The sequence below is a fragment of the Bacillus sp. 007/AIA-02/001 genome, from assembly GCF_004634455.1.
Taxonomy (GTDB): domain Bacteria; phylum Bacillota; class Bacilli; order Bacillales; family Bacillaceae_G; genus Bacillus_A; species Bacillus_A cereus.
The window spans coordinates 31,640-55,892 of record NZ_SEIY01000015.1 but is presented as its reverse complement, the minus strand read 5'-3'; the positions used below and the strand labels follow the sequence as shown (position 1 = coordinate 55,892).

Genomic DNA, 24,253 nt, shown 5'->3' with positions numbered 1-24,253 from the left:
ATCTGTACAAGTAAATGATAACAAACATGTTGCTTATGCCAACCGACATTCATCTCCCACCTAAAATTGGTGTTTCACACCTTCACACTTTTGAGGAAGTAGTTTTCTGTCTGAAAACGATAAAAACCCCTATTAATTTTTAAGTTAATAGGGGTTTTTATCGATCTTATTTTCAAAAAATGCTCTTTAGACTTGCCTATAAATCAAATTTTATTTTTAACTAATACTAAGTTTTAGAAATAATAAAAGTTAATCTAATTCTAAATTTAATTGGCTACAATTAAATTTCTTGTCTTATCAATATGATTAAGTAACATACGATACTCTTCTTCGTACATAGTTACACTTTGTAGAAGGGACTGGTTTTCTGCTTCTAAGTTTTTTATTTGGTTTTGTAAGTTTGTAAATTCATTTGTTTTTTTATAATTTTGTAGAAAGAGAATAATATCATCTAATGTCATAGATAAAGAGTTTGTTTCTTTTTTTGGTTGAGAGGGAGAAATATTGTTTCCCCCTTTTCGATTTTGTTTTGCTTGTTGTATTTCCTCTTGGTATTGTTTTCTCACGTATGAATTCCAACGAAATCCACAAGCTGCAGGTGTCCTATTTAGTAGTTTTGCTACTTCTTTGAATGCAGCTAACTGTGTTCCTCCGTTACGAATATTCTGGAGTACTGTTGATGCGAGAAGTGAATCGTTATCGTTAGTCCAGGAATCTTGCCTTGAGATTACCACGTTTTGACCTCCTTTACATGCTTTATATTACATATATGCAATTACCTATAATGATAGAAGCCTAACTTCTATTAAAATATTTAAGACTAATTGGATGTAATTAGACATTCTTTCTTTAAAATGCGAAATTGCATAAAAAATTAGATTGACTATTCGTTATAGGTGTAACTATAATGGTTACAGTTATGTAGCTAAATTAATAGGTTTGATGGTATGAAGTAGTTGTATTAATGATGGTTAAGCAAATATTAAAAAATGAACGGAGTTGGAAATATAAGAAGCTTATATAAATAAAGAATTAAGGCCATATAAAGCATTTTATAATCATATATAAATTAAAAGAGGTGCACATTTTGAAAATTTTTAAGGGAATTATAGTTTCTTCAATTGCATTAACAGCATTTAATGGGGTGGGTGGACTACTTCCAAGTGATAAATCAGAAGTTGCCTATGCAGCTAGTTACAATTATTCAAATAAGCAATTGAATTCTACTGTACATAAGCAAGTTACGAAACAATTAATTTTGAAATTTAGAAATGAGGCAAATTTGCCATATCAGGATGGAATAGAAAAATTCATTAAAGAAGAAAAACAAGATCCTGAATTAATTGGAATTTTAAACGAATACCCAAATGTAACTATAAATCGACTTTTTAGTTCTTTAAATCCTAAAGAAATTAAAAATTTAGGTAGAGAAATAAACGACTCCGAACATATTTCTTCCAATTTGCTAAACTATTATATTGTAGAAAACCAAGGTGATATTGATGTACAAGCCTTACTTGTAAAGTTTGAGAAATCATCTCTTATTGAAACGGCGTATTTACAGGAAGAAGAAACGCTACCTCAAGAGCGTTTACCAAATTTATCTGTTAATCCATATGATGAGCCTAGACTTACAAGACAAGGTTACCTTGAACCAGCACCATTAGGAATTAATGCACCTTATGCTTGGAGTATAAATGGTGGGGATGGAAAAGGAACTACTTTCGTAGATATGGAGTATGGTTGGTTACTAAGTCATGAAGATTTAGTGAATCAAAAGATTGAATTGATGTCCGGACAGAATAAGAGTGAACACCATGATCATGGTACCTCAGTATTGGGAATTGTTTCTGCAGAGGATAATAACATAGGTGGAATTGGGATTGCACCAAAGGCTAAGGTAAAGGTTGTATCCCAGATTAGGGATAGCGGAACTTATAATACAGCTGATGCTATTTTAAGTGCGGTTAACAATATGCAAGCTGGAGATATTCTTTTACTAGAGGCACAAGCAACTTACGATGGATATGGAGATAAGAACTATTTTCCAGTGGAAGTAAAACCAGACATATTTGATGCAATTCGTATGGGAACAAATAAGGGAATTATTATTATTGAAGCAGGTGCAAATGGTGGAAATGACTTGGATCAATTTAGAGACCGTAATGGTAAACAAGTTTTAAATCGTAATAGTCCTGATTTTAAAGATTCAGGGGCAATTATGGTTGGGGCAGCTTCTGCAAGGGTTCCTCATAAACGTTCATATTTCTCTAATTACGGTAGTAGAGTGGATGTGTATGGATGGGGGAATGCAGTAGATACTACAGATGCTAAACCAAGTGAATTTATAACAAATCTATATACATCTAGTTTTGCTGGAACATCTAGTGCATCACCTATTATTGCTGGTGCTGCAGCATCAATTCAAGGAATTGCAAAAAATAATCAGGGGAGAGTATATACACCAAGACAGCTTAGGGATATTTTAAGTGATTCTAGCACCGGAACGAAATCTAATGATCCAACTTCTGATAAAATTGGTGTTTTACCTGACTTAAAAGCCATTTTGTCTAAACTTGGTTTTTCACCAAACTTAAGTAATGATTCTTCCATTGTATTTCCTGAGGAACAAGAAATAAATAAAGGAAATAAGGGAAATGAAGGATCTACTATTACATTCCCGAAAGAAGATACTGTTAATGAAGAGGACTCTAGCTTTATTTTCCCAGAATAATAGAAATACCTCCTATTAAGCATGGGGCAAAATAGTTTACTCAATAAGAATAAAGGATATGAATTCAATAGAAATATGAATTTATATCCTTTTTATTTTAAGCTGTTTTTACTACCTTACAAAAACGTAATGTTAGCGTAATGGAAATGAATTTTGGCAGCCAATAGATTAGGATATAATTTTTGTGAGAAAAGATATGAGGTGAATAATATGAAACGAATAGTGCTTATGTGTAGCGTTTTTGTGATGTTTACTGTGGTGTTATCCGGGTGTAATTTAAATCGTCTTGGTACAGATACATATTATGTGCAAATTACCAAGGATGGTGAAAAATTAAAAGAGAAAAATGTAAATGGGGATACGACTTACGAATATAAATTACCTGGATTTGATAAGGATGGTAATGAGAAAGAAATGGAGTTTACAGCGTTAAAAAATCTTCGTAAAGAAGCGTTTTTACGTATATATTACTCTGAGAAAAAAGGTGTGAAATCTTGGGAAGAAGTTAAAAAAGATGAACTCCCTACAAAGGTAAAAGAAAAAGTAAAGGTGGATTAATATATAATGCTTTGTTAGAGCAATATATCCTCAAACTATTAGAATGTATATTGTGAAATAGGCTAAAGTTCTTTAGAGTTGTTAAAGTAAGAGGCTGACAGTTATTGTCAGTCTTTTGCTTTTGCAGGAAGAAAATATAAAAGGTATTTAACAGGCAAGTGTTGGATTATTAACAATTATTTAAGATCCAAAGCTACAATATATCTACCCCTGAACTATAATAATTTTAGGTCAGAAATAAGCTTCTGATTTTGTGAGGAGTTAAGTACTAAAAAAGCTTAATTTTGTTTACGTATTTATAGTCGTTTAAAGGATTTATGATTGGTTATGATATAATAAAATTCAAGTACAATAAGGGGGATTAATTAAATGATTTTTCAAAGCATGATAACAGCTATTATAGAAAAATTACAAGAGACGGTGAATCCCTATTGGATAATTGTGTTTGGATCAACGGCTGAGAACAGAGAACGAGAAGACAGTGATATTGATATAGCTTATGTAAGTGACACAACATTAGGGAACTATGAACGTTTTTTATTAGCACAGGAGTTAGCTAACATTGTTCATAGAGATGTTGATTTAGTTGATTTATCCGAAGCTTCTACAGTTTTTCAAGCTCAGATTATACATACAGGTAAGACAATATTTTGTTCGGATGAAAAACGTAAGGTTATTTTTGAAATGAAAACCTTAAAAATGTATTCAAAATTGAATGAAGAACGACAGGTAGTATTTGATGATATAAAGAAAAGAGGTTCTATATATGAAGAATGAGGTTATTTTAAATAAAATTTCTACAATAGAGCGTTGTATAAAAAGAATCCAAGATGTGTATGGAAATGACCCTGAAAATTTAGAGGACTTTACAAAACAAGATTCAATAATATTGAATATACAAAGAGCTTGTGAAGCGAGTATTGATTTAGCAATGCATATTGTTGCAGGGAAAAAATTAGGATTACCCCAATCTAGTCGAGAGGCCTTTGACTTATTGGTTACAGCAGGATTACTTAGCGCTGATCTAGCAAATAAGTTAAAGGCGATGGTTGGATTTCGTAATATTGCTGTTCATGATTATCAAAGTGTAAATTTAGATATTGTTCGTCAAATTATTGAAAAACATTTAACTGATTTCAAACTATTTACGAAGGAAGTAATGGGGATATTGGAATTTTAGGCGAAAGAACAGAATAATAAAGCTGAGAGAGAAAGTAATTCTATGACTAAAAAACCAGCTATTGAAACAATTACTTAATTTCGTAAGAAGAAACGCGGTCATAAGATGAGTTTGTTTTTGATTTTAGTGAATAAAAACAACATAAAATAATAGAGTTTCAAAAAAATAGCCCTCCACCAGACCTTTTTTGGTCAGATGGAGGGCTATTTTTTTCATGTTTTGATAAGTTGCGGTGAGATAAGCCTACATTTGGACAGACTTCAGCCCCCGAAATCGAGCATATCGATAGCCATGTAGTTCTTTGGCGTCCGCAAAGCTTCGCTCTATAGTTGAACAGCGTACTTTGAAAAACATACCTCACGTAGCGGACAAACAGCGTAGTCTTCTGGGTTGGATTTATATTGATGATATCCTTTATGATCCGTTGTCGCATACTCTAAAATACATCCCATGGGACAAGCAAATGCATTTATTTTAATTGGCTTTTTGACCCTTTACGCTCCTTGAGGAAGGAGTCTTCTTGGCTAAAATGATAAATTTGAAGCTATAAAAGCAACAGAATTATGTAATAAGTGAATCAAAAAAACAACCCCAAAAGCAGACATGGTAACCTGATATTTTTCATTCTTTTTTTTATATACCCAATAAGCATAGTTATATAAAAGACCAATTATCGTTGTACCAACTATATAAGTGATTCCATATTGATGATTTAATCCAAATATAATTGAAGCTATTAAAATGATAAGGTAATCGCGATTTTTAATGTAAGGAATCCAACTTAATAGCCAAAATAAAAATACTTGAAAAACTACTGTTTCATATATAGGTGCCGCTAATACCCCTAATAAAACTTGAAGAATAAGAGGTGCTTCTGTTATTGGGTTTTTTTGTATTTCAGGTAAGAATAGATCTAATGGTATTACAAATAAAAATGATCCTAATAAAATAAGAAAAATAAAAGAAATTGTAGGCAAAGCAAACATAAATTTATTTATTTTTTTGAGCATATATATTTCTCCTATAATCTTTTATTACATCTATACGAAAAGTAATAAATAATTGAGTCTCTTTTTGTTTGACATGTTTTTGTCTACTATTGATGAAAACCGTTCTGTAATTGAATTCTTGGCTTATATGTAGGTGTAGCGATAAAGTAGGGATATATTAACACTATATTGTTAATATTAAAATATTAAAGAGTTAAGTGAGATATTAAGGTCACACCAATTTTATGATGAATATAGTATCAAGCCCGTTAAGGAAATATGCTGTATAGGACACGCTTGTACTGTTTATTTTACTATATGAATATTTAAGTGCATATAGTTTTGGAGGAGTATGTATTTTTGCATTTTTTAATACAAAAGTTTTTTATTAAAAATTTACTTTCTGCGCTACCTCATATGAATTTAAGACAATTGAAGGGTAAAGGCCAAAAGAGTCCGCGTTCAGATTGTACAGGTAAATATTATAATGTTATAGAAAAATAAGGAAAAAAGTTATAAAATAGGAGATTGAATTAAACTTTCAGATTTTATTGTTCTGCAAGATAAAAATAACTAAAGATGGGGCTCTTAAAAATTCTTATCTTTATTTAAAACTAACGATATTATAAAAAATCCTCGCTGAAGGTACTGCAACAAATCTAATTTGAAAATCTTTAGGAGATAAATATGGAATTTTAAATATTCTTAGTCGTCTATTAAACATTATAGCAATTATTATAGGAAAATCCTTTAATATCATCGATTTAGAAGAAATCAGTACAAATAGAAAAGATGAGGTGGTAGAAGTATTACGTCTTCCTTTTAATAGATTTCCAGGAGCAGCTGGACATATAAAAGATGCAATTGTAAATGAAAAAAATTGGAACGTTTGGTTGAATGATTAGTATGCTATTTTAAAGTTTAAATTAATAACAGAAAGAGAACCTCTTAATATGTTACTACTTTGTTTTTGTATTGTTGAAAATAAGAAAGGAGAAATCAATGAAAAAATATTGGCATAAGCTATCGTTGCTTCAAAAAAATGTATTACTAACGGTATTAGTAATTCTGACCCTTGTTGGAAGTATAGGAGCGTTAAGTTTTAATATGTTTCAAAGTAGTATCATGTCTATATTTGAGAGGCAGTCTTTTGAAACAGGTGATGCAGTATTAAATCAATTAGATCTAGAAATAGTAAAAGATGTAGCAAAAGACCCCACAGCACAAAGAGAGAAGAAAGAAAAATTGACAGAGCAATTAGATAAAGCTATAAAAGATATGAAAAGTGTTGGGCAAACATATGTTACAGGAGCCAAGCTAAATAATAAAGCTGAATTACAAATAGTAGCTTTGGATACAAAATTAGCAAATACTGTTTCTGTAAAACCAGGTGAATATTATGAGCAGCCTACTTATTGGATGAAAACATATGATAAAGTAATACAAACAAAACAGGCACAAATGACAGAAGTGTATGAAGATGAATTAGGGTTCTGGGTAACAATTTTAGAGCCAGTTACAGATGAAAATAAAAATATAATTGCAATTGTTGCAGCGGATTTGGATGCTTCTATTATTCCTCTTACAAAGAAACAATTTATGATACAAGGTTTACTATTTATTATAATTTCATTAACAATCGCAATTACAATCCAAATATTTATCTCACGAAACTCTCTATCGCCTTTAAAGGATTTACAAGAAGGGTTACGTAAAGTTGGTGAAGGGGATTTAAGTATTAAATTGAATGAAAGATCTGATGATATAGGAATAACTAATATCTATTTTAATAATACTATTAAAAAGTTTAATAGTATTATAGATAAAGTAAGGCAGACTGCTGAACAGGTGTCGACATCTTCACAGGAATTGTCGGTAAGTACAAAAGAGAATAGCATAGCCTTTAAAGAAATTGCAAGTGCTATTACAGGATTAAATTTAGGAGCACATTCTCATGAATATGTAGTGCAAAAATGTTTAGGGATTGTTCAAGAAATGGAAAGTAAGATGAAAGAAATTAAAGGAGCTGCAAAACAAGTTGGCAATGCTTTGGAAGACATGGACCAGCATTCTGTAGAGGGAAAAGATTTGATTAAGCAAATCGTGAATCAAATGAAAAGAATCAAAGATACAGTTCAGGATGTATCTTCTAGTATTTATGCATTAGAAGTACGATCTAAGGAAATTCATGAAATTCTTACTGTAATTACAACCATTTCAAATCAAACAAATTCATTAGCTTTAAATGCTTCTACTGAATCCTCATGTGCTGGAGAGATGGGAGAAGAATTTTCAGGTGTCGCGGACGAGGTACGTATATTAGCGGAAAGAACCGAGGCATCTGCAAGGGATATAGCTAAATTAATTGGTGAAACCCAGGCTGAAGCAGAGAGAGCTGTAAAATCCATACAGAAGAGTTCAAAGGAAGTTGAATCAGGAATAACACTTGTTCAAAGTAGTGGTGCTTTCTTTGAAAAGATTTCAGAATCTGCACAATCTGTTACAAATCAAATTAAAGCGAATTCGAATAATTCAAGTGACATTTTAAAAGATAATCAAACAATTGTTCAGTTTGTAAATGAATTATCACACATTGCAAATACATATGTGAATAGCAGTAGTAATGTGGAGACAAGTATGAAAGAGCAAGAACTATATGTACAAGATATTGCAGAGTTAGCAAATTCTTTAAATTGGCTCTCGCAAGAGTTACAGGGGTTAATAGGGGAATTCAAAAGTAAGTAGGATAGGAGAAGGTGTAGGTATAGAGTATGACCTATACCTTTATTTATTCCCACATTAGAGATGAAAGCTTAGGTATATATGAAAAATAGCTAAACGAATAATTTTTTTGCATATTTTGTTGGAAATAGAGCATGATATTACCAAATTCAACGGAGGTGTTTAAAAAATGCAAATTCGCGAAAATAATAATTCAAACGAAATCTTAATAGCAGCGGCAGCAAGTGCAATTGAGCAAATGAAGTATGAAATTGCTCAGGAGTTTGGCGTTACACTTGGACCAGATTCAACATCACGAGCAAATGGTTCAGTAGGTGGAGAGATTACGAAACGTTTAGTTCGTATGGCGCAAGAGCAGTTATCTGGTCAATATAAAATTCACTAAAGTTAAAGGTATATCCCATTGAAGGGATATACCTTTTTAATTTGCTTTTAAAGAGGATCGTTACATTTTTTATTGTTGGTTAAGTTTAGATACCGCAAATTTAGCTGTGAAATTCATTTTCTTCATGTAAGAAGAATTTACTCCTGCTTGAAATTGAACAGAAATATTACCGTCTTTTTGTGCTTTGAATACGCGACCATATGGTGAATTAGCATTGTATGTGCCAAGTACTTGATTATCTGCATCAAAGACTGTATAAGAAATTGGGAACCCGGAATTTTGTACAAAGACTGTAAGTTCTTCCCCTTTACTAAGATTAAATGATTCTTTTTGAGAAACTTCATAGGAATTCATAGAGTAATATTTTGTAACTTCTTGAATTTCTAAATTCGTAGTTGCCGCACTCGCTTTTGGTGCCTCTACTCCTGGTAAATTCATACCTGATAGTACTGCAATCCCTAGTGCCCCTGCTAAAATAACTTTTTTCATAATGCTAGTTCCTCCTTTAATATATTTTGAGATTTGAAAAGGAAGTGAAAATACCACTTCTTGAAACCATTATAGTTACAGCGAGAATGATTTTCAATATAGTTTGATATGTAATTCTGCATACATAAGGTGGCGCTATAAGATAATCTATCTGGGATTTAGAATATTCTTAGAAGAAGAGGAGGACAAATTTTTAAAACTATGAATGGAATTGTAGCTGTTTTTTACATACGTTGGTTTTTTAAGTGAATATTTCGTTGAGTTTATTTTTGTTCGTTTGCTTTAAATGAAATATTTTAATGTTGATAAAGTTTTATGATTTGGAATTATTAAACAAAAATGAGATATTGTATGTTATGCTAAAAGAGCTACAAAGCACACCATCCTGATAATATTGTGTATATTTATCCTATGTATGTCGTTTGTATTAGAAATAAGAAGTCTCTTAAAAAGAGACTTCTTATTTTTGTATGGAGGGGGTATTATAGATGGTTGATTATTATCAAATCTTTTTAATTATAATGACAGGTAGTGCTTTATTTTTTTATATACAACATGCTGGAAACCAACAAAAAGAAACAAATGGACATTCTTTGTTGTAGTATTTTTCTTTTTAAATTATTTATTTCTTAATTTTGTATAAGTGAATGTAGGTAGGGATACGTTTTTTATAATGGATATTTTTTAAAACTATAATAAGGATTCAAATAAATAATACGATGAATAATTCCTAAGATGAAAATTGTATTAGCTAGTGAGAAAGAGGCATGTTATTAAATATTAGGGGTATGAGAAGGTAAGGAATCTAGGGAAAGGAAAAAAAAGAATATAAAAAGGAGTCGCTATTTGACTCCTTTTTATATGGGATAGCTAAATTATTGGAAATATTACCTACTGAAATACTTTTTCAATTGTAGGCATAACAGCTATTGGTGGTAGGGATTTAGTCCATGCAGCTGCATATACATTTAATTTCTCACCTAATGTGTAGTTTTCATCATCTGAAACAGGAACTCTTAAAATCTTATTTTGAGAAACTAGATCCCACCAATCATGTTGATAAGCAAGAGCTTCATCTTTTGTAGGCGTAGCTGCAACTACTAAATAATTGTTCTCTACTGAAATGACATATCCAGTAAAAGGTTCTTGTTCTTGGTTCTGAATAGAATGAACAGGAATATTGTTGGCGGAAATTTTGTTAGAATCTGCAAAGGCCGGTGTTAATCCGAATGTAATTCCACATCCTAGTGTTAAAGCTGTTACCGTTGTTACGAATGTTTGTTTTTTGTTAAACATGATATATCCCCCTTATATTTTATCCTTACACTATCCATTTTCAATTTACATACATATAAAGCCTTTTAATATTAAGATACTTAACAATTTTGTAACAATTATTCCATAAATGTTAATATTATCTATTAATGGAATTGGGTTTATGTTATAATTCACTAGGTGAACTATTATTGTTCATTTCATCTCTTGATGAATGTATGCCCTTCCTTAAGTGTAAAGATGTTCGATTTTATTGGTGAAGAGAGGATATATCCCTCTTCTTTTTTTATTAATATGGGACTTTAGGGAATGAACAGAAAAAGAACCCTATAGGGTTCTTTTTCTAGGCATATTAACAGTAAGGAGAGTAATGAAATGCTATTTTCAAATCTTTACAAGGAGAAAAATTTGAAAAAGCTTATCATGTCATTATTTTTACATACATGTAATATAAAGTGAATTGATAATATTTAGACTTACTATTACTAATATTCAATTAAGATAGTTAGTACTACATTGATAGTGTTAATTATCCTGATTGGTGTGGAATGTGATAGGAAGCATAAGTTTGCCGCAAACTTATGCTTTCAGGATCTGAAGATATTCTTAATATGGATTTTAAAGAAAATACAAATTTTTTATTAGATGTGAGAAAAAGGAATTGAAAATATCCATTAAAACAAGATATATTCTGGTCAAAAAATTAGAGGGCATCAATTCATTAAAGCAGTAAAAAATGTTTTTATGAATTGGTGTCCTTTTTGTTTTAAAAAGAGAATATATTTTCTCAACAGGACAAATGGTAATCAGCTATAAGTATTAATTATAAGGATAAAAGGAAAATAGAAATTAATAATAAAGGAGAATGTGAAATGACAACATTAATAACTGAAAGAAATCTAGCTGAAATCCATGAAGACGATGTAGATGTATTAAAAGTAATGGCACATCCTGTTCGATTACAAATTGTAAATGAATTAATGCAACATAAAATATGCAATGTTACACAGTTAACGGAGATATTGAGACTTCCACAATCCACTGTTTCACAACATTTATCAAAATTGAGGGGAACCGTACTCCGCTCAGAAAGAAGAGGGTTAGAGATGCATTATTATATAGATAATGCTAAGGCCCGTCAGATTGTTGAAATTTTAGGTTTGTAGGTTAATAACATGTAAAAGGTTTCCTGTTATATGGCAGAAAACCTTTTTTTATGTATAACTAATTGTGTGATAATATCATACCGTAGAAACTACCTAACAATAATTAAATTTAACAGCTTGTTTTATCTTGCCACACACAATTTAACACGATATATAGGTATAAACTTACAAAGAAGAGTTTTAAATAGAAATTAGATATAACAATGGATAATGGTAAGTGTATTAAAGAAATTATAGAATTAATAAAATGAAAAATAATAAATAGTTGTTGTAAAGGCTTATTCTGATAATAAAAGGAATTAGATATATTAAATTCAACTATGAGTTTTTTTACTAAAAATATGTAGGTGAAGAGTATAAGCAACATAATCCTTTTGTTGCTGATGGACGAAAAGCCTTTATGAATTTCTTTAAGGAGAATTTTGTTAAAAACCCTAATTCCTCTGCAGAGATTAAACGTGTAGTAGCTGAAGGGGATACAGTTGCTCTTCATGTATATTCTCGTACTAATTCTCAAGATAAGGGAGTTGCTATAGTCGATATATTTCGTAACAAGGATGGAAAGATTGTCGAACACTGGAATGTAATTCAAGAGATTCCAAGTGAAGCAGCTAATGACAATACGATGTTTTAGGTAGAATAAATATTTATTTATTAGAGATGTATAGAATCTTGATATTATAAAATGAAGGGGATGTCCTAGGTATACTACTAAGACATCTCTTTTTGTTTTACCAAGATTCAATTTGTTATAATTTGTAAGAGAGGTATTTTGTATTGAGCAAGAAAAAGCATTCAAGTATAGATTTTGAAGAAGTACCAAGTATGATTGAACGTTTAAGAGGCGAAAGCGGACAGTATATGTCCCTATAATAAGTGTTTCAAACCCTTGACACAAAACGTGCTGAGTTTTTTTATGTTGTAGGTAAAACACTTTTATTTGAAAGAAGAGTAATTCACCCACAAAACACACAAGAAAAATCAAAATTTCCTGAAACTAGACAAGATAAATTCCTGCTATAAAAAAGAAGGGGAGAAATCCCCTTTACTTTAAAATTTATTAAAAAATAACTTAATTCATTGATGAAATATTATTGAATTGGTGCACAACTCCAAATGTATTTTCCAACTACTTTTATTTCTGGACAATTTTCTATATCTGTACAATCAAACATTAATGGATGTATACTAGGATTAAAAGAATCTGGTTCTAGGATAATTCTATTATTGGTTTTGTAAATTCTTTTTAAAGTGGCGTCATATCCGTTGATGAGTACAGCGGCAATGTCGCCATTATTTATATTTGTTGTCCTCTCAAGTACAGCTATATGTCCATCATGTACAATTCTATTCATACTGTCTCCGTTTATACGAAGTGCTAATAGTTTTTCAAATCCATATTTATCTAAAATGATATCAGGTACCTGTATATCCCCAATTACATTTTCTATAGCCTCAATTGGTTTACCAGCTGCGATTGTACCATAAATGGGAATATTCCGTTTGGTAATTGCGTGATCTTCAGGACAATAGGATTCATTTTCATCAATAAAGTAGGTTGCAGAGACATTTAATATCTTAGCAATTTGAGATATTTTTGACATTTTAGGGCTTCTTTCACCATTTCTCCACCGCAAAACAGTAGTTCTACTAACAGATAATAATTCAGCTAATTGCTCGTCTGTCATATTATTTTTCTTCATCAATTGAGATAATTTTAAACCGAATGATTTCATGACTTTTTGTCACCTCCGTCTTGATTGATTATATAATTGGTGTGACAAAAATGCAACTTTCTTCGTGATTTGGTAAAAAAATTCTTGACTGTTTTGTCACGTAGTACTATATTTGAATTTGAAAAGAGGTGACAAAAATGCACAAGATGATATTTTTAGAAAGAAAATTAAAGAGAAAAACTATTGAAGAAGTTGCTGATTTTCTTAATGTTTCTCCACGTACATATTGGGCAAAAGAACATAATAAAAGTGAATTCACTCTGAAAGAGGCACATATGCTATCGTGCTATTTAGAGAAATCTATAGAAGAATTATTCCCTGATCTTTTTTTAAATAATTTGTGACAAAAATGCACGTATTTATATCTGGATTATAGGATGTTTATTGGGGTATTTTAAACCAAATATCTAATAATTCTACTATTAAAGGTACTTCATATATAGTTTTTTACTTGGAAAATAAGGAAAGAGATTCAAAAAATGAAACGCTAAAGTGTATTTGGTATATAAAAATTGAGATGAAATATAGAATGCTAAATATTCAAGTAGATGAAAGAGCAATCAGAAGATTATATTTAGAAAAATTAGAAGAAAAGCTTAAAGAAGTGGATGCAGAATTTGTATTTTGGGATACAAGGGAATTTTTAAAAAGAACGTGCATGTCGTGGAGTACTATTTAAAAAGAATTCTTTTTTGATCAGCGTGTTCAAAAATTTAAAGTGGGCGGGACATGGTATTTTCCGGCTAAAGAAACGAAAGCATTTTTATTGAATTGGCTAACAGAGAATGTGGTGTAAGAAAAGAAAGACTATCGTCTTAAAAAACAAATCTTATAGGAAATCCTATTGTAAGGAGGATTAATCATGGTTTTTAGAGTGACAAAAAAACAAGGATATGTCAGCAAGAGTACTAATGAGAATGAAGAATTTAGAAATCCTAGTTGTTTTGAATCGGAAAAGCTTTCGCATAAACAGTTAAAAATGATTTATGCCAAAATGCATATAATAGCATTGAAATATGATGGAGTAATTTCAAAAGAGGAAATCAAAAATAAATTAAAAGTAAAACTTAAAATTCAATCACTGAGTGATCTTACAAGGAAGCAAGCTAATCAAGCTATAAAAGTATTAATAGGTTGGGAAATTTAAAGGTTTTGGATAATAAAACCCCTAATATTTAAGAAGCTTAATATATTGATTTTAAGAAAAAATCTGGAGGAAGATAAAATGAGCAGTTTGCTAATACAGGATGAGCCATTATTAGTATTACCTCGATTAGCAAGTAAGATTGGATTGAACGAGGCAATTTTTCTTCAACAAATACATTATTGGCTTAAGCGCTCGAAACATTATTATGATGATCGTTATTGGGTCTATAATAGCATTACAAATTGGCATAAACAATTCCCGTTTTGGAATGAAAGAACGTTGAAACGTATTGTTAAAAATCTAGAAGAGTTTAATTTATTGATAAGTGGTAACTATAACAAATTAAAGTTTGATAAAACAAAATGGTATTCAATAAATTATGACAGACTAGTTGAATTAGAAATAGATAACGATTGTGACAAATTGTCTCAACGAAAAGAACATATTGTCATGATGGAAAATGATAATATGTCTCAACCAATACCAGAGACTACACAAAAGATTAACTCAGAGAATACCACTCAAAAAGATATAGTAGAGATAATTAATTATCTCAACAGTGTATGTAATACAAGTTATCGTATTTCAACTAAAAAGACACAAATGTTAATTAAATCTAGACTACAAGAGGGATTTAATATAAATGAATTCAAAGAAGTTATTGAGACGAAGGCGAAAGAATGGCTTTATACAGAACAGGCAAAATATTTAAGACCAGAAACCTTATTTGGAACTAAATTTGAGGGATATTTGCAGCAGAGAAAGATGGTGAAATCAAATGGCTTTAACAAAGGTAACAGATATAGTACAAAGTCTTTCGAAGAAAATGAACTTCCTTTCTGAAACATGTGTGATATGTAATCAGGAGAGGAAGCGAATTGTAAGATTGATGGAGATTCAGGGTGAAACGATTTGTCCAGTATGTCGTTTAGAAGAAGAAAATAGAAGGTTAGAAAAAGAAATGAATGTTTTTCGTTATGAGAAAGAGGAAAGAAAACGTAAAAGTATATTTTACGATCAGAGTCTTATTAAAGATGAAACTATTAAATTAGCTAGATTTTCGACATTTATATCAGAGTGTGAAGAGGATGAAAAGAATTTAATTTTAGCTAAAAAGGCTCTTACAGACTATTTAAATGATATTCGATTTAATTTGATTCTTGTGGGGAAAGTTGGAGCCGGAAAAAGTCATATTGCATACTCTATAGCGCATGAAATGAATGAACAAAGTTCGGATAAAGTTATGTATGTTACAAGTTCAGAACTCTTTGATTACATACGTTCGACATTTAATACGCAATCTTGTGAAACAGAGCATAGTATAACAAATATGCTAATTTCTATGGATTTATTAGTCATTGATGATCTAGGAGCAGAGCTAGGGGATATGGATATTAATGATTTAAAAGCAACAGCATTTGTAAATCGTGTGTTATTTAAACTCTTTGATGGACGACAAGGGAAAAAAACAATTGTTACAACGAATTTAACAGGTGAGGCAATTATAAAAGCGTACGATGAAAGAGTTACATCTCGTATGTTTAATACATATCGACACATAGAATTTAAAAAAACAAGGGATAAGCGTAAGAGAAAATTACCTTTTTAAGAAAAGAATATATATGTAGATAAAAACATATTATTCAAGAAATTTGTACTGTATGAATTGGTTCGGAAGTTAAGAAAGAATATGAGGAATGGAAAGAGTATTTAATCAGAAATTACACGTATGTACATTGAAAGTAGTTTTTAAGTTTATTTAATATGTTTTAAATAATTAAATGGAGGCATCTTAAAAATGAGAACATATAAAGGATTTGAAGCAATTAAACGAATGAAAACAAATTGGATTACAACAGTACAAGAGACACCGATGTGTTGGAAAATAGAAGGTGAAAGAGTGATTGCTGATTATTTAGGTAAAAAAGAAAGCTATCAACAAATTAATTTCTTTTTTGAGAATGAATTTATAGATTGTAGAGAAACAATTCGAAAAGGAGAACTATTGTATATTGAAAATGAAAAAAGTGAAAAATTCATCGCTGAATATTGTAAAGAAAATGAAAAAGAAATAAAGCATGGTAGTTGGTTTTGGATTAATGGAGAGGAGTTCTCTAATAATTATGGTCATTTTGAAAAGAGTAAGAAATTAAAAATTAGGAAAGCTGAAAAAAGTGAAAAATTATTATTTGAACAGGCAAAATTATTCGCTATCAAAGGGCGTAAAATAAATGAGTTTAGACTTGGTGATGTAGTTGAAAGAGATAATAAATTGTATAAAGTGGCTATTGTAAAAAGTGGAAGTGAATCTCAAATTGTAGTAGGATGTGTTCCGATTAATGGGGGCGCAATTTGTTATTATAATTCAAAAGATATAGAGATTCAATTTTTCGTTGAAGATATGGTGGTGTAGCAAGATGAAGTTATTTTTAATTAATCAACTTATTGAAAATGGAATTTACAAATATAAGGATAAACAATTATACGAATTAAATAGTGATGAGTTAATAAAATTAATCAAAAATCATAAGGATAAGAAAATAAATGTTAGTAATACAATGTATGAAATAATACATGAAGGATATAAGCCTTAGTAGCAAATCATTGTAATGATTTAGAGATATGAAATTCAAATTATGATTAAGGATAAATGATAAGAAAGGGGCTTAACATGTTAAATATAGAATTACCAGTATTAAATAAAGAAGCTACAAAAGAAAATGTATTGAAAGCTATAAAGAAATACAGATTATTTATGAAGTGTAATTATCTTAACGAAACGATACTCTCGAAAGAAAATATATTCAAAGAAAATGCGAAAGAAGAGCGGATCAATTATATTATTGCGATGAACAAAGGTTTAGAAAAGTTAGATATTGAAAGTGATAGAATAATTATTCAAAAATATTTATTAAAGAATCGAGTTAATAGATATGAGGTCATGAAAGAGTTGAATTTATCCGAGGGAGATTATTATAGAAAAAGAAATATTGCTTTTTACAACTATGCATATGCATTAGGGATTGAGGTTGAGGAGTGTTAAGATTACTACTAATAATGAATAAGTTTTTAATATGGATTATAACCACCTGTGTAAACAAGCAGGTGGTTATTTTTATGTAAAAAAATGATGAAAAAGAGATAAAAACGAATCGTTATATACATATATCATATAAGTACAAAGTAGCAATGATAAATAGTATTAAGCAAGATTTTTTTTATAATTTTAGTTTTTTGGTGAGAAAAAATAAATGGAAATTAAATGTAGATTTAGATGGTCTCTATTTTTAACAATTTTGCTTTGTTATAAGGGTGGGAATGGTATATGCGAGATTTAATTATCCAATATAAAGAAACGTTATGTAAGCTAGAGAGTGCCAAAATAAGTGCAAAAGAAGAAGAGATTAAAATATTAACAAGTATGATTAGTGATGTCACATATGCTTTGGAGTGGATGAAGAATGCAAAGATGCCGGGTAATCGCAGGGGAATAGAACGTAGAGCTGCTTATCAACGAGAGAAATCATATGATTCCTTGTTAATGCAAAGGTATTTTCGTAGTACTGATACAACATATGAATGGGATGATGAAAACAAAGAAAGTGTCATTTCAGAATGGGAGAGAATAAAACTAGAAGATGCGCTCTCTACTTTGACAAAATATGAAAGAGAAATATATATCATGTCAAGAGGAAGAGGCATTACACAAGAGAAAATTGCTAAATATTTGAATGTTTCAAGAAGCACAATTAAAACGATTCTATATAGATCTGAAATAAAAATTGCTAAACAAGTAAGAAAAAGTCTTTTCTGCGAAAGTAGTTAAGGCTTTTTTTTATTTACAAATACATTCTTGTCACCATAGTGCCACCTATAAATAGAGAGTAATAAAATAAGTTTAAATGAAATATAAAAAATGAAGAATGGATACTAGCAAAAAGAAAGAGTAATCCAAAGGATATCTATAAATTAAATGAGAGATTTTAAAAGTGACGGCATCTTTTTATTTACTACAAAATAGGCAGTAGTACATGAAAAACTACAGAAGGATGCGATTAGATGTTAGAACAAGATATAGATACTATGCCAATATGTTCAATTTGCCTTGAAAAATGTTTGTGGGTTTTGAAATTTCCAATCACAATTCAGTATTGTGAACAAATGTTAATTCGTGAGGTAGTTGACGACAATATAACAACAATATGTATTGAGTGTTTAGAAAAAGAAATACAAATGATGAGTTAAAACGGGAGGGAATGCTAGTGGCGCGACCAATGAAATTGAATGATGAGCTGATAAATAGGTTGACCCAATATATTAAAGTAGGGAATTATATTGAAACCGCATGTGCGTTAGTTGGAATAAGTAGAAGTATAGTTTATGTTTGGTTAAAACAAGGGCGTAGGGCAATTGAAACGAGTGAAAAGACAGGTGAAGTAGTACCGAGAAAAGATAAGATTTATGTGAAGTTAGTCATGGAAATTGATCAGGCATTAGCATTTAGTGAAGCTAGAGACGTTGAGACAATTGGGGAGCATGCAAAATCTAATTGGAAAGCCGCAGCATGGAGATTAGAAAGAAAATTCCCAACTAAATGGGGAAGAAAAGATCAATTGCAAGCAAATGTAAATCATTCAGGAGAAATGAAAGTAGAGCATAATAAAATGGCTATGAAAATTGGGTGTGATGAGGAAATGCTTGATTTAGCTATGAAATTATTTGAGAAAGTTCAAGGAGGAGAATTACAATCATGACACGGATGAATGTGCATAAGTTAATAGATGAAAATACATTTAAGGAATTGGCAAAAGTGAACTACCCCTTTCTATGTTCAGTATACACATAAGGGATTCTATAAACATGCAAAGCACACAAAATTAATAACAAAGATTTGCCAAGATTTAATTGAAGAGAAATTATCGACTAATAGATTAATGGTGTTTATGCCACCTAGGCATTCAAAATCACAGTCTATAACAGAAACATTGCCAAGTTGGTATTTAGGAAATTATCCAAATAAGAGAGTTATAGAGGTATCTTATGCATCAAGTTTAGCTGAAAAGTTTGGTAGAAGAAATCGTGCTAAGATTGAAGAGTTTGGTAAAGAGATATTTAACATTAGAATTGATGAGCGACAAGGTTCCGTAACAGATTGGGCACTACATAACCACTCTGGTGGAATGTTGTCTGTAGGAGTTGGTGGTTCGATTACAGGGGAAGGAGCAGATTTATTAATTATTGATGACCCTATTAAAAATCGCCAAGAGGCCGAATCAATTACATACCGAAATAGACTATGGGATGAATGGGAAGATACTTTATCTACACGTTTACAAAAAGGTGCAAAGGTAATTCTAATTTTGACGCGATGGCATGAGGACGATTTAGCTGGTAGATTGTTAGAGAAAGAACAGGAGAAATGGACTGTGTTATCAATTCCCGCTATAGCAGAGTCAAGGAACGATCCATTAAACAGAGAAATAGGAAGAGGCTTATGGGTGGAACACTATGGCCAAAATTATTATGAAGATAAAAAGAAGTTTTCCTCTGCACGCTCATGGTTATCTTTATGGCAACAAAAACCATCAAGTGATATAGGGAATATTTTTAAAAGGAACTGGTTTCAATATTACGATGTATTACCAAATTGGGAACAATTTGATCAAATTATTACTTCCTGGGATATGGCTTTTGATAACACTACAAATAAAAGTTCATTTGTGGTTGGACAGATCTGGGGAAAAATAGATGGAGACAAATATTTAATTGATCAAGTGAGGGCGCAAATGAATTTCCTAGAAACAAAGAAAGCATTTGTTGTTTTTCACCATAAATATGAGTCGATCCTTCGGAATTCTGGGTTTAAAAAGTCCATTCCGAAATTAGTTGAAAAAAAAGCAAATGGCCCTGCCATTATTAGTTCATTGAAGAATGAAATAAGTGGAATTATTCCTATAAATCCACAGGGTTCAAAAGAAACACGCGCTGAGGCGATATCCCCTGAATTTCAATCTGGAAATGTATATATACCTAATCCTAAAATACAATCTTGGGTATATGATTATATAGATGAATTAGCTTCTTTCCCATCTGGTAAGCATAATGATCAAGTAGATACAACGTCACAAGCCTTAGAATACTTTTTTACTAAGCAAAAAAAAATAATGGGTGGAAAAATAAAAAGAGTTTAGCTGAACATGTAATGTTCAGTTTTTTTATATTGGTAAAGTTTTTATGAAAAACATTGAATAAATGATTTGTATATGAAAGGAGGCATAAATCTTATGGTTGAGAAAAAAGCAATTAAAAATGTGAAGGTACTTAATTTACAAAGTCGTAAGATGGCTTTACGTGATGAGGAACTTCAAAGCAAACAAATGACAATTGATCCATTTGCACAAGTGTACGGTGATAAAGAACTAGTGAAGCCTCCATATGATATGCAAGTATTATTAAATTTGAGAGAAAGTAACCCTATTCACTCGGCATGTATTAGTGCAAAAGTAAATGATATTGCTGGTATGGGATTTGATTTTGCACCGCTAGATGAAGTGACAGAGGCAAATCAGGAACAATATAAAGAATTAAAGCGTTTTATGAGGTATTGCAATAATGAAATGACAAGTAGCGAAATACTTAGGGCAGTTTGGGAGGATTATGAAACTGTAGGTTGGGGAATTATAGAGGTTGTTCGTAATTTGAAAGGGGAACCAGCGCAGCTTCACCATATCCCAGCACATACGGTACGTGCGCATAAAGATAAGATTCGATTTGCACAGATTGTAAATAATGAGGAGAGATGGTTTAAGAGATTTAGTTATCCATCAGATTTTAGGTTAGTAGATGGAAAAATGATTAGTGATAGCTTAGATGAAAACTCGTTATTAGACACTGAAGAAAAAGCTGGTGAAGTTATTGTAATTCGTAAATTTGGTTCTAGATCATCATACTATGGTATTCCGGATTATGTGAGTTCAATTGGTTCCATTGTAGGATCACAAGCTGTAAGAGATTACAATATTAATTATTTTACTGGTAAAACAATTCCAGATGCTGTTTTGTTTGTTGAGGGTGTTGATGAAATAGATGATTCAGTTGAAAGAGAATTAAAAACATTTTTCTCTGTCGAAACAAAAGGAGAACATCATAAGTTAGCAGTTGTTCCTGTCCCTGAAGGAGCCAAAGCTCGCTTAGAGAAATTAGGGCCTGATGTCAAAGAAGCGAGTTTTCGTTTATATCGCCAAGATAATGCTATGGAAATTTGTGTAGCTCATCGAGTTCCACCATATAGAATTGGTTGGGCTATGACAGGATCACTTGGACAGACGACAGCAAAAGAAATGAATGAAATGTATAAAAGATCAATTATTGAACCAGGTCAACAAATTTTAGAACATCGATTAAATACACAATTATTTAAAGAGTTTACAGAAACGTTGGGGGAATTGGACTGGCAGTTTCAATTAAATGAAATTGATACAGATGATCGAGCAAGTGATATGCAATATGCAATAGATGGATACGAAAAGAGTATATTAACAAGAAATGAATGCCGAAAAGTTATTGGATACGAACCAGTTCTAGAAGGAGATAAATTTTTAAATGAAGATTCAAATTCGATTTAGTAGTCTTGCTAGAAAGTAGGAATATATTATGCCAAATGAATTGAAAAATGTAGAAATTAGTTATGTTTCATTAGTAACAAAGGGGGCTAATGGTAGGCCATTTGCAATTATGAAGGGTATGAACATGAATGGCTCTAACGTTTTGAAAAATGTCCCTATTTTAAAGAGGGAAGATGAAAAACAACTTGTAACAGGGGTTGTTTATGAACCAAATATAGAAGATGCACATGGTGATATCATGACGGCTGAAGAAATTGAAAGAGCGGCTTATAATTTTTTAGAGAAATATAGATACATAGATAAAAACCATGACGAGTTGGCAGGAAAAGGAACAGTAGTAGAAAGCTGGATTTCTAAAAATAATACGGTTGTTGGGAAACAAAATATTAAAAAAGGAACATGGCTTATGACTGTTCGAGTAGACGATAGTGAAACATGGAAAGAGATCAAAAAAGGGAAAATCACAGGCTTTTCGATGGGAGGGGTTGGAGAAAGAATGGAGATGCCACAAATGGATGAGTTTACACAAGATGAGAAAGGTGTAATTCGTAAGATGTTTAATTTTTTTAAGTCACATTATGACGAGGAACAAACTCAGGAGATGGATAATCAGTCAGTAAATAGTAAACAAAACTCTAAGATGCAAAAGGTATTTAATTTGTTTGAAGATGTATTTTATGTTGGGATTTGGGAGGGAAATGTAGATATTAAGCAGATGGTTTCCACCTTAGATGAAATGAAGGACATTTTAAATACAATGAAGGGTGGTGATACAGATTTCTCGCCGGAAGATATTACTATTAATTCCATAAATGAAGTAGGCAAAATCTTATATAAGAAAAATGATAAAAAATTTGATGAAATGATTTCTTTGATGAACCAAATTAAAGAAAATAAGTTACAAAAAAACGCAGATCAAAATTCAGATGAGATTGCAGACATTGTAAAGAGAGAAATGGGTCCTTTTCTTGAGAGATTACAGGAGTTGGAAGAACAGTTAAATAAAGAACTTGAATCAACTCATGATACTAATGAATTAGAAAATGACAGAGAATCTAAAAAGACAAGTGAATTTATTCAGAAGGTAATAGACCCCATTTCAAAGAGACTTGAAGTAATTGAGCGATCAGCACAAGTTCGTAAAAGTCTTGGGGCTGATGCCAAACCAACAAACGAGATGAGAAAACCAGTAAATAAATGGGTAGGATTAGATCTATAAAGATAAGGAGAAATGAATCTATGAATAATAAAGAATTATTAGCACGTATTGAACGAATTGAAAAGAGTACAATGACAACAGGAGGAATGAAAGCGGGGCTATTATATCCGGAACAAAGTAAAGAATTTTTCCGAATGGTATTTGATGCAACTCCATTTTCTCAATTGCATCGCAAAGAGATTCGTAAAGCGAAAAAAGGTGAATTAGATAAAATTGCAATCGGTGGTCGAATTTTACGTAGGAAAATGGAAAATAGTGATGATGGCTATCGAGCGGGTGTAGAAACGTCGAAAGTTGAATATGATACAGTTTCTATTCGTTTACCATGGGAGATTACGGAGGAGCTACTTCGAGAAAATATCGAAGGTGAAGGATATGAAGATACTGTTATGACATTAATGTCAACTCAGTTAGGTATTGACCTTGAAGATCTTCATTGGAATGGGGATGTAACTTCAGAAGATCCATTTCTTCAAATTAATGATGGCTGGTTAAAACAAATTAAACAATCAAGTAAATCTCATATTGTCGATCATTTTAAATTAGTGACGGGAACGGGAGATGCTGAAGCTAGCGCCGGGTTTAGTAAAGACTCAATCTTTAATTTATCTAAGGCGATGCCTAATAAATATAAAAATGAAGGTTTAAAGTGGATTATGTCACCTGCTCGTAGAGAGAAGTGGATTGAATATTTAACAACTCGTTCAACTGGCTTAGGTGATGCTGCGTTATTAGGTACAGGGGATCAAGTTAATAAGCCGTTAGGGTATGAAATTGTCACAGTTCCTTCTCTTCAAGATGATGTAATTATTTTTGCAGATCCTAAAAACTTTATTGCGGTAAATACGTATGACACGCGAGTTCGTAAGACTGTAGAAGGTAAATCTGCTGTTATGGAAGATAAGCGATTTTATGTTATTCATTTGGATGATGATGCAGTTATTCAAGAAATGGACGCAGTAGCAATTCTTACTAATATACCTGATAAATTTGGGAATTAAGTAAGGT

At 31.2% G+C, this 24,253-nt stretch carries 26 protein-coding genes and 3 pseudogenes; 23 read left to right on the top strand and 6 right to left on the bottom strand.

Features of this window, described 5'->3' with window-relative positions:
* Positions 1–266: 266 nt before the first annotated feature.
* On the bottom strand, positions 267–734 hold the full coding sequence (locus ES895_RS23010) for an RsfA family transcriptional regulator (RefSeq protein ID WP_048538550.1): 468 nt from the start codon (positions 732–734) through the stop codon (positions 267–269).
* A gap of 353 nt (positions 735–1,087) precedes the next feature.
* On the opposite strand from ES895_RS23010, the gene ES895_RS23005 reads away from it, so the two are divergent.
* From ES895_RS23005 to hepT, 4 genes are all read left to right on the top strand, one after another.
* The gene (locus ES895_RS23005) at positions 1,088–2,734 is read left to right on the top strand and encodes a S8 family peptidase (RefSeq protein WP_135238676.1); all 1,647 of its coding nucleotides are present in this window, start codon (positions 1,088–1,090) and stop codon (positions 2,732–2,734) included.
* A gap of 210 nt (positions 2,735–2,944) precedes the next feature.
* Positions 2,945–3,292: a YxeA family protein gene (locus tag ES895_RS23000; RefSeq protein WP_000822915.1), complete on the top strand. Its 348-nt coding sequence runs from the start codon at positions 2,945–2,947 to the stop codon at positions 3,290–3,292.
* 369 nt (positions 3,293–3,661) lie between these two features.
* Positions 3,662–4,069, top strand: a complete 408-nt coding sequence (mntA, locus tag ES895_RS22995; RefSeq protein ID WP_000577226.1) for a type VII toxin-antitoxin system MntA family adenylyltransferase antitoxin — start codon at positions 3,662–3,664, stop codon at positions 4,067–4,069.
* Positions 4,059–4,472, top strand: coding sequence for a type VII toxin-antitoxin system HepT family RNase toxin (gene hepT, locus ES895_RS22990; protein ID WP_000787540.1), 414 nt, complete (start codon positions 4,059–4,061; stop codon positions 4,470–4,472). The genes mntA and hepT overlap by 11 nt, the downstream gene beginning before the upstream one ends.
* A 123-nt stretch (positions 4,473–4,595) precedes the next feature.
* Here hepT and ES895_RS22985 read toward each other — a convergent pair.
* Both ES895_RS22985 and ES895_RS22980 read right to left on the bottom strand, forming a co-directional pair.
* Positions 4,596–4,948 (bottom strand): annotated as a pseudogene (locus tag ES895_RS22985) (transposase); the annotation flags it as partial.
* A gap of 48 nt (positions 4,949–4,996) precedes the next feature.
* A complete protein-coding gene (locus ES895_RS22980; protein ID WP_097814455.1) occupies positions 4,997–5,482 on the bottom strand; it encodes a CPBP family intramembrane glutamic endopeptidase in 486 nt (161 codons plus the stop codon).
* Between the two features lie 981 nt (positions 5,483–6,463).
* On the opposite strand from ES895_RS22980, the gene ES895_RS22975 reads away from it, so the two are divergent.
* Together ES895_RS22975 and ES895_RS22970 are read left to right on the top strand one after the other, a co-directional pair.
* Positions 6,464–8,206: a methyl-accepting chemotaxis protein gene (locus tag ES895_RS22975; RefSeq protein WP_000761115.1), complete on the top strand. Its 1,743-nt coding sequence runs from the start codon at positions 6,464–6,466 to the stop codon at positions 8,204–8,206.
* Between the two features lie 166 nt (positions 8,207–8,372).
* Complete coding sequence (locus ES895_RS22970) at positions 8,373–8,588, top strand: alpha/beta-type small acid-soluble spore protein (RefSeq protein WP_001167049.1); 216 nt, start codon at positions 8,373–8,375, stop codon at positions 8,586–8,588.
* A 69-nt stretch (positions 8,589–8,657) separates the two neighbouring features.
* On the opposite strand, the gene ES895_RS22965 is transcribed toward ES895_RS22970, so the two are convergent.
* Entirely contained in the window at positions 8,658–9,077 is a 420-nt protein-coding gene (locus ES895_RS22965; RefSeq protein WP_000755790.1) for a hypothetical protein, read from the bottom strand.
* Positions 9,078–9,968: 891 nt separating this feature from the next.
* A complete protein-coding gene (locus ES895_RS22960; RefSeq protein WP_135238675.1) occupies positions 9,969–10,373 on the bottom strand; it encodes a DUF3221 domain-containing protein in 405 nt (134 codons plus the stop codon).
* 851 nt (positions 10,374–11,224) lie between these two features.
* Here ES895_RS22960 and ES895_RS22955 point away from each other — a divergent pair.
* Positions 11,225–11,518: an ArsR/SmtB family transcription factor gene (locus ES895_RS22955; protein ID WP_000209274.1), complete on the top strand. Its 294-nt coding sequence runs from the start codon at positions 11,225–11,227 to the stop codon at positions 11,516–11,518.
* 337 nt (positions 11,519–11,855) lie between these two features.
* Positions 11,856–12,152, top strand: a pseudogene (locus tag ES895_RS22950) (nuclear transport factor 2 family protein); the annotation flags it as partial.
* A 457-nt stretch (positions 12,153–12,609) separates the two neighbouring features.
* Here the strand turns inward: ES895_RS22950 and ES895_RS22945 are convergent.
* The gene (locus ES895_RS22945; protein ID WP_000834513.1) at positions 12,610–13,254 is read right to left on the bottom strand and encodes a LexA family protein; all 645 of its coding nucleotides are present in this window, start codon (positions 13,252–13,254) and stop codon (positions 12,610–12,612) included.
* Between the two features lie 137 nt (positions 13,255–13,391).
* Between ES895_RS22945 and ES895_RS22940 the strand changes: the two genes are divergently transcribed.
* From ES895_RS22940 to ES895_RS22875, 15 genes and pseudogenes are all read left to right on the top strand, one after another.
* The gene (locus tag ES895_RS22940; protein WP_000549412.1) at positions 13,392–13,598 is read left to right on the top strand and encodes a helix-turn-helix transcriptional regulator; all 207 of its coding nucleotides are present in this window, start codon (positions 13,392–13,394) and stop codon (positions 13,596–13,598) included.
* 185 nt (positions 13,599–13,783) lie between these two features.
* A pseudogene (locus tag ES895_RS29875) lies at positions 13,784–14,050 on the top strand (group-specific protein).
* Between the two features lie 66 nt (positions 14,051–14,116).
* Positions 14,117–14,401 (top strand): hypothetical protein, encoded by a 285-nt coding sequence (locus ES895_RS22935; protein ID WP_000231991.1) that lies wholly within the window; start codon positions 14,117–14,119, stop codon positions 14,399–14,401.
* A gap of 78 nt (positions 14,402–14,479) precedes the next feature.
* Positions 14,480–15,244 (top strand): conserved phage C-terminal domain-containing protein, encoded by a 765-nt coding sequence (locus ES895_RS22930; protein WP_017657781.1) that lies wholly within the window; start codon positions 14,480–14,482, stop codon positions 15,242–15,244.
* Positions 15,180–16,010 (top strand): ATP-binding protein, encoded by an 831-nt coding sequence (locus tag ES895_RS22925; RefSeq protein ID WP_098542616.1) that lies wholly within the window; start codon positions 15,180–15,182, stop codon positions 16,008–16,010. The genes ES895_RS22930 and ES895_RS22925 overlap by 65 nt, the downstream gene beginning before the upstream one ends.
* 189 nt (positions 16,011–16,199) lie before the next feature.
* Complete coding sequence (locus ES895_RS22920; RefSeq protein WP_135238674.1) at positions 16,200–16,814, top strand: hypothetical protein; 615 nt, start codon at positions 16,200–16,202, stop codon at positions 16,812–16,814.
* A 4-nt stretch (positions 16,815–16,818) separates the two neighbouring features.
* A complete protein-coding gene (locus ES895_RS22915; RefSeq protein WP_000765291.1) occupies positions 16,819–16,995 on the top strand; it encodes a Fur-regulated basic protein FbpA in 177 nt (58 codons plus the stop codon).
* Between the two features lie 77 nt (positions 16,996–17,072).
* Positions 17,073–17,444: an ArpU family phage packaging/lysis transcriptional regulator gene (locus ES895_RS22910; RefSeq protein ID WP_000931946.1), complete on the top strand. Its 372-nt coding sequence runs from the start codon at positions 17,073–17,075 to the stop codon at positions 17,442–17,444.
* Between the two features lie 282 nt (positions 17,445–17,726).
* Entirely contained in the window at positions 17,727–18,227 is a 501-nt protein-coding gene (locus ES895_RS22905) for a sigma-70 family RNA polymerase sigma factor (protein ID WP_001205173.1), read from the top strand.
* A 233-nt stretch (positions 18,228–18,460) separates the two neighbouring features.
* On the top strand, positions 18,461–18,646 hold the full coding sequence (locus ES895_RS22900; protein ID WP_000892959.1) for a hypothetical protein: 186 nt from the start codon (positions 18,461–18,463) through the stop codon (positions 18,644–18,646).
* 11 nt (positions 18,647–18,657) lie between these two features.
* Positions 18,658–19,155: a hypothetical protein gene (locus ES895_RS22895; protein ID WP_069603977.1), complete on the top strand. Its 498-nt coding sequence runs from the start codon at positions 18,658–18,660 to the stop codon at positions 19,153–19,155.
* 189 nt (positions 19,156–19,344) lie between these two features.
* Positions 19,345–20,592 carry a phage terminase large subunit gene (gene terL / locus ES895_RS22890; protein ID WP_238601938.1) on the top strand — a complete coding sequence of 416 codons (1,248 nt, stop codon included), beginning with the start codon at positions 19,345–19,347 and terminating at the stop codon, positions 20,590–20,592.
* 93 nt (positions 20,593–20,685) lie between these two features.
* The gene (locus tag ES895_RS22885) at positions 20,686–22,026 is read left to right on the top strand and encodes a phage portal protein (protein WP_074593173.1); all 1,341 of its coding nucleotides are present in this window, start codon (positions 20,686–20,688) and stop codon (positions 22,024–22,026) included.
* Between the two features lie 28 nt (positions 22,027–22,054).
* On the top strand, positions 22,055–23,245 hold the full coding sequence (locus ES895_RS22880) for an XkdF-like putative serine protease domain-containing protein (protein ID WP_086391823.1): 1,191 nt from the start codon (positions 22,055–22,057) through the stop codon (positions 23,243–23,245).
* Between the two features lie 20 nt (positions 23,246–23,265).
* Positions 23,266–24,246 carry a phage major capsid family protein gene (locus tag ES895_RS22875; protein WP_001060157.1) on the top strand — a complete coding sequence of 327 codons (981 nt, stop codon included), beginning with the start codon at positions 23,266–23,268 and terminating at the stop codon, positions 24,244–24,246.
* Positions 24,247–24,253 lie beyond the last annotated feature (7 nt).

Coding starts and splice junctions, on each gene's coding strand:
- ES895_RS23000 (WP_000822915.1), top strand. CDS start 2,945: ATGAAACGAATAGTGCTTATGTGTAGCGTTTTTGTGATGTTTACTGTG.
- mntA (WP_000577226.1), top strand. CDS start 3,662: ATGATTTTTCAAAGCATGATAACAGCTATTATAGAAAAATTACAAGAG.
- hepT (WP_000787540.1), top strand. CDS start 4,059: ATGAAGAATGAGGTTATTTTAAATAAAATTTCTACAATAGAGCGTTGT.
- ES895_RS22980 (WP_097814455.1), bottom strand. CDS start 5,482: ATGCTCAAAAAAATAAATAAATTTATGTTTGCTTTGCCTACAATTTCT.
- ES895_RS22975 (WP_000761115.1), top strand. CDS start 6,464: ATGAAAAAATATTGGCATAAGCTATCGTTGCTTCAAAAAAATGTATTA.
- ES895_RS22970 (WP_001167049.1), top strand. CDS start 8,373: ATGCAAATTCGCGAAAATAATAATTCAAACGAAATCTTAATAGCAGCG.
- ES895_RS22965 (WP_000755790.1), bottom strand. CDS start 9,077: ATGAAAAAAGTTATTTTAGCAGGGGCACTAGGGATTGCAGTACTATCA.
- ES895_RS22960 (WP_135238675.1), bottom strand. CDS start 10,373: ATGTTTAACAAAAAACAAACATTCGTAACAACGGTAACAGCTTTAACA.
- ES895_RS22955 (WP_000209274.1), top strand. CDS start 11,225: ATGACAACATTAATAACTGAAAGAAATCTAGCTGAAATCCATGAAGAC.
- ES895_RS22945 (WP_000834513.1), bottom strand. CDS start 13,254: ATGAAATCATTCGGTTTAAAATTATCTCAATTGATGAAGAAAAATAAT.
- ES895_RS22940 (WP_000549412.1), top strand. CDS start 13,392: ATGCACAAGATGATATTTTTAGAAAGAAAATTAAAGAGAAAAACTATT.
- ES895_RS22935 (WP_000231991.1), top strand. CDS start 14,117: ATGGTTTTTAGAGTGACAAAAAAACAAGGATATGTCAGCAAGAGTACT.
- ES895_RS22930 (WP_017657781.1), top strand. CDS start 14,480: ATGAGCAGTTTGCTAATACAGGATGAGCCATTATTAGTATTACCTCGA.
- ES895_RS22925 (WP_098542616.1), top strand. CDS start 15,180: ATGGCTTTAACAAAGGTAACAGATATAGTACAAAGTCTTTCGAAGAAA.
- ES895_RS22920 (WP_135238674.1), top strand. CDS start 16,200: ATGAGAACATATAAAGGATTTGAAGCAATTAAACGAATGAAAACAAAT.
- ES895_RS22915 (WP_000765291.1), top strand. CDS start 16,819: ATGAAGTTATTTTTAATTAATCAACTTATTGAAAATGGAATTTACAAA.
- ES895_RS22910 (WP_000931946.1), top strand. CDS start 17,073: ATGTTAAATATAGAATTACCAGTATTAAATAAAGAAGCTACAAAAGAA.
- ES895_RS22905 (WP_001205173.1), top strand. CDS start 17,727: ATGCGAGATTTAATTATCCAATATAAAGAAACGTTATGTAAGCTAGAG.
- ES895_RS22900 (WP_000892959.1), top strand. CDS start 18,461: ATGTTAGAACAAGATATAGATACTATGCCAATATGTTCAATTTGCCTT.
- ES895_RS22895 (WP_069603977.1), top strand. CDS start 18,658: ATGCTAGTGGCGCGACCAATGAAATTGAATGATGAGCTGATAAATAGG.
- terL (WP_238601938.1), top strand. CDS start 19,345: ATGCCACCTAGGCATTCAAAATCACAGTCTATAACAGAAACATTGCCA.
- ES895_RS22885 (WP_074593173.1), top strand. CDS start 20,686: ATGGTTGAGAAAAAAGCAATTAAAAATGTGAAGGTACTTAATTTACAA.
- ES895_RS22880 (WP_086391823.1), top strand. CDS start 22,055: ATGCCAAATGAATTGAAAAATGTAGAAATTAGTTATGTTTCATTAGTA.
- ES895_RS22875 (WP_001060157.1), top strand. CDS start 23,266: ATGAATAATAAAGAATTATTAGCACGTATTGAACGAATTGAAAAGAGT.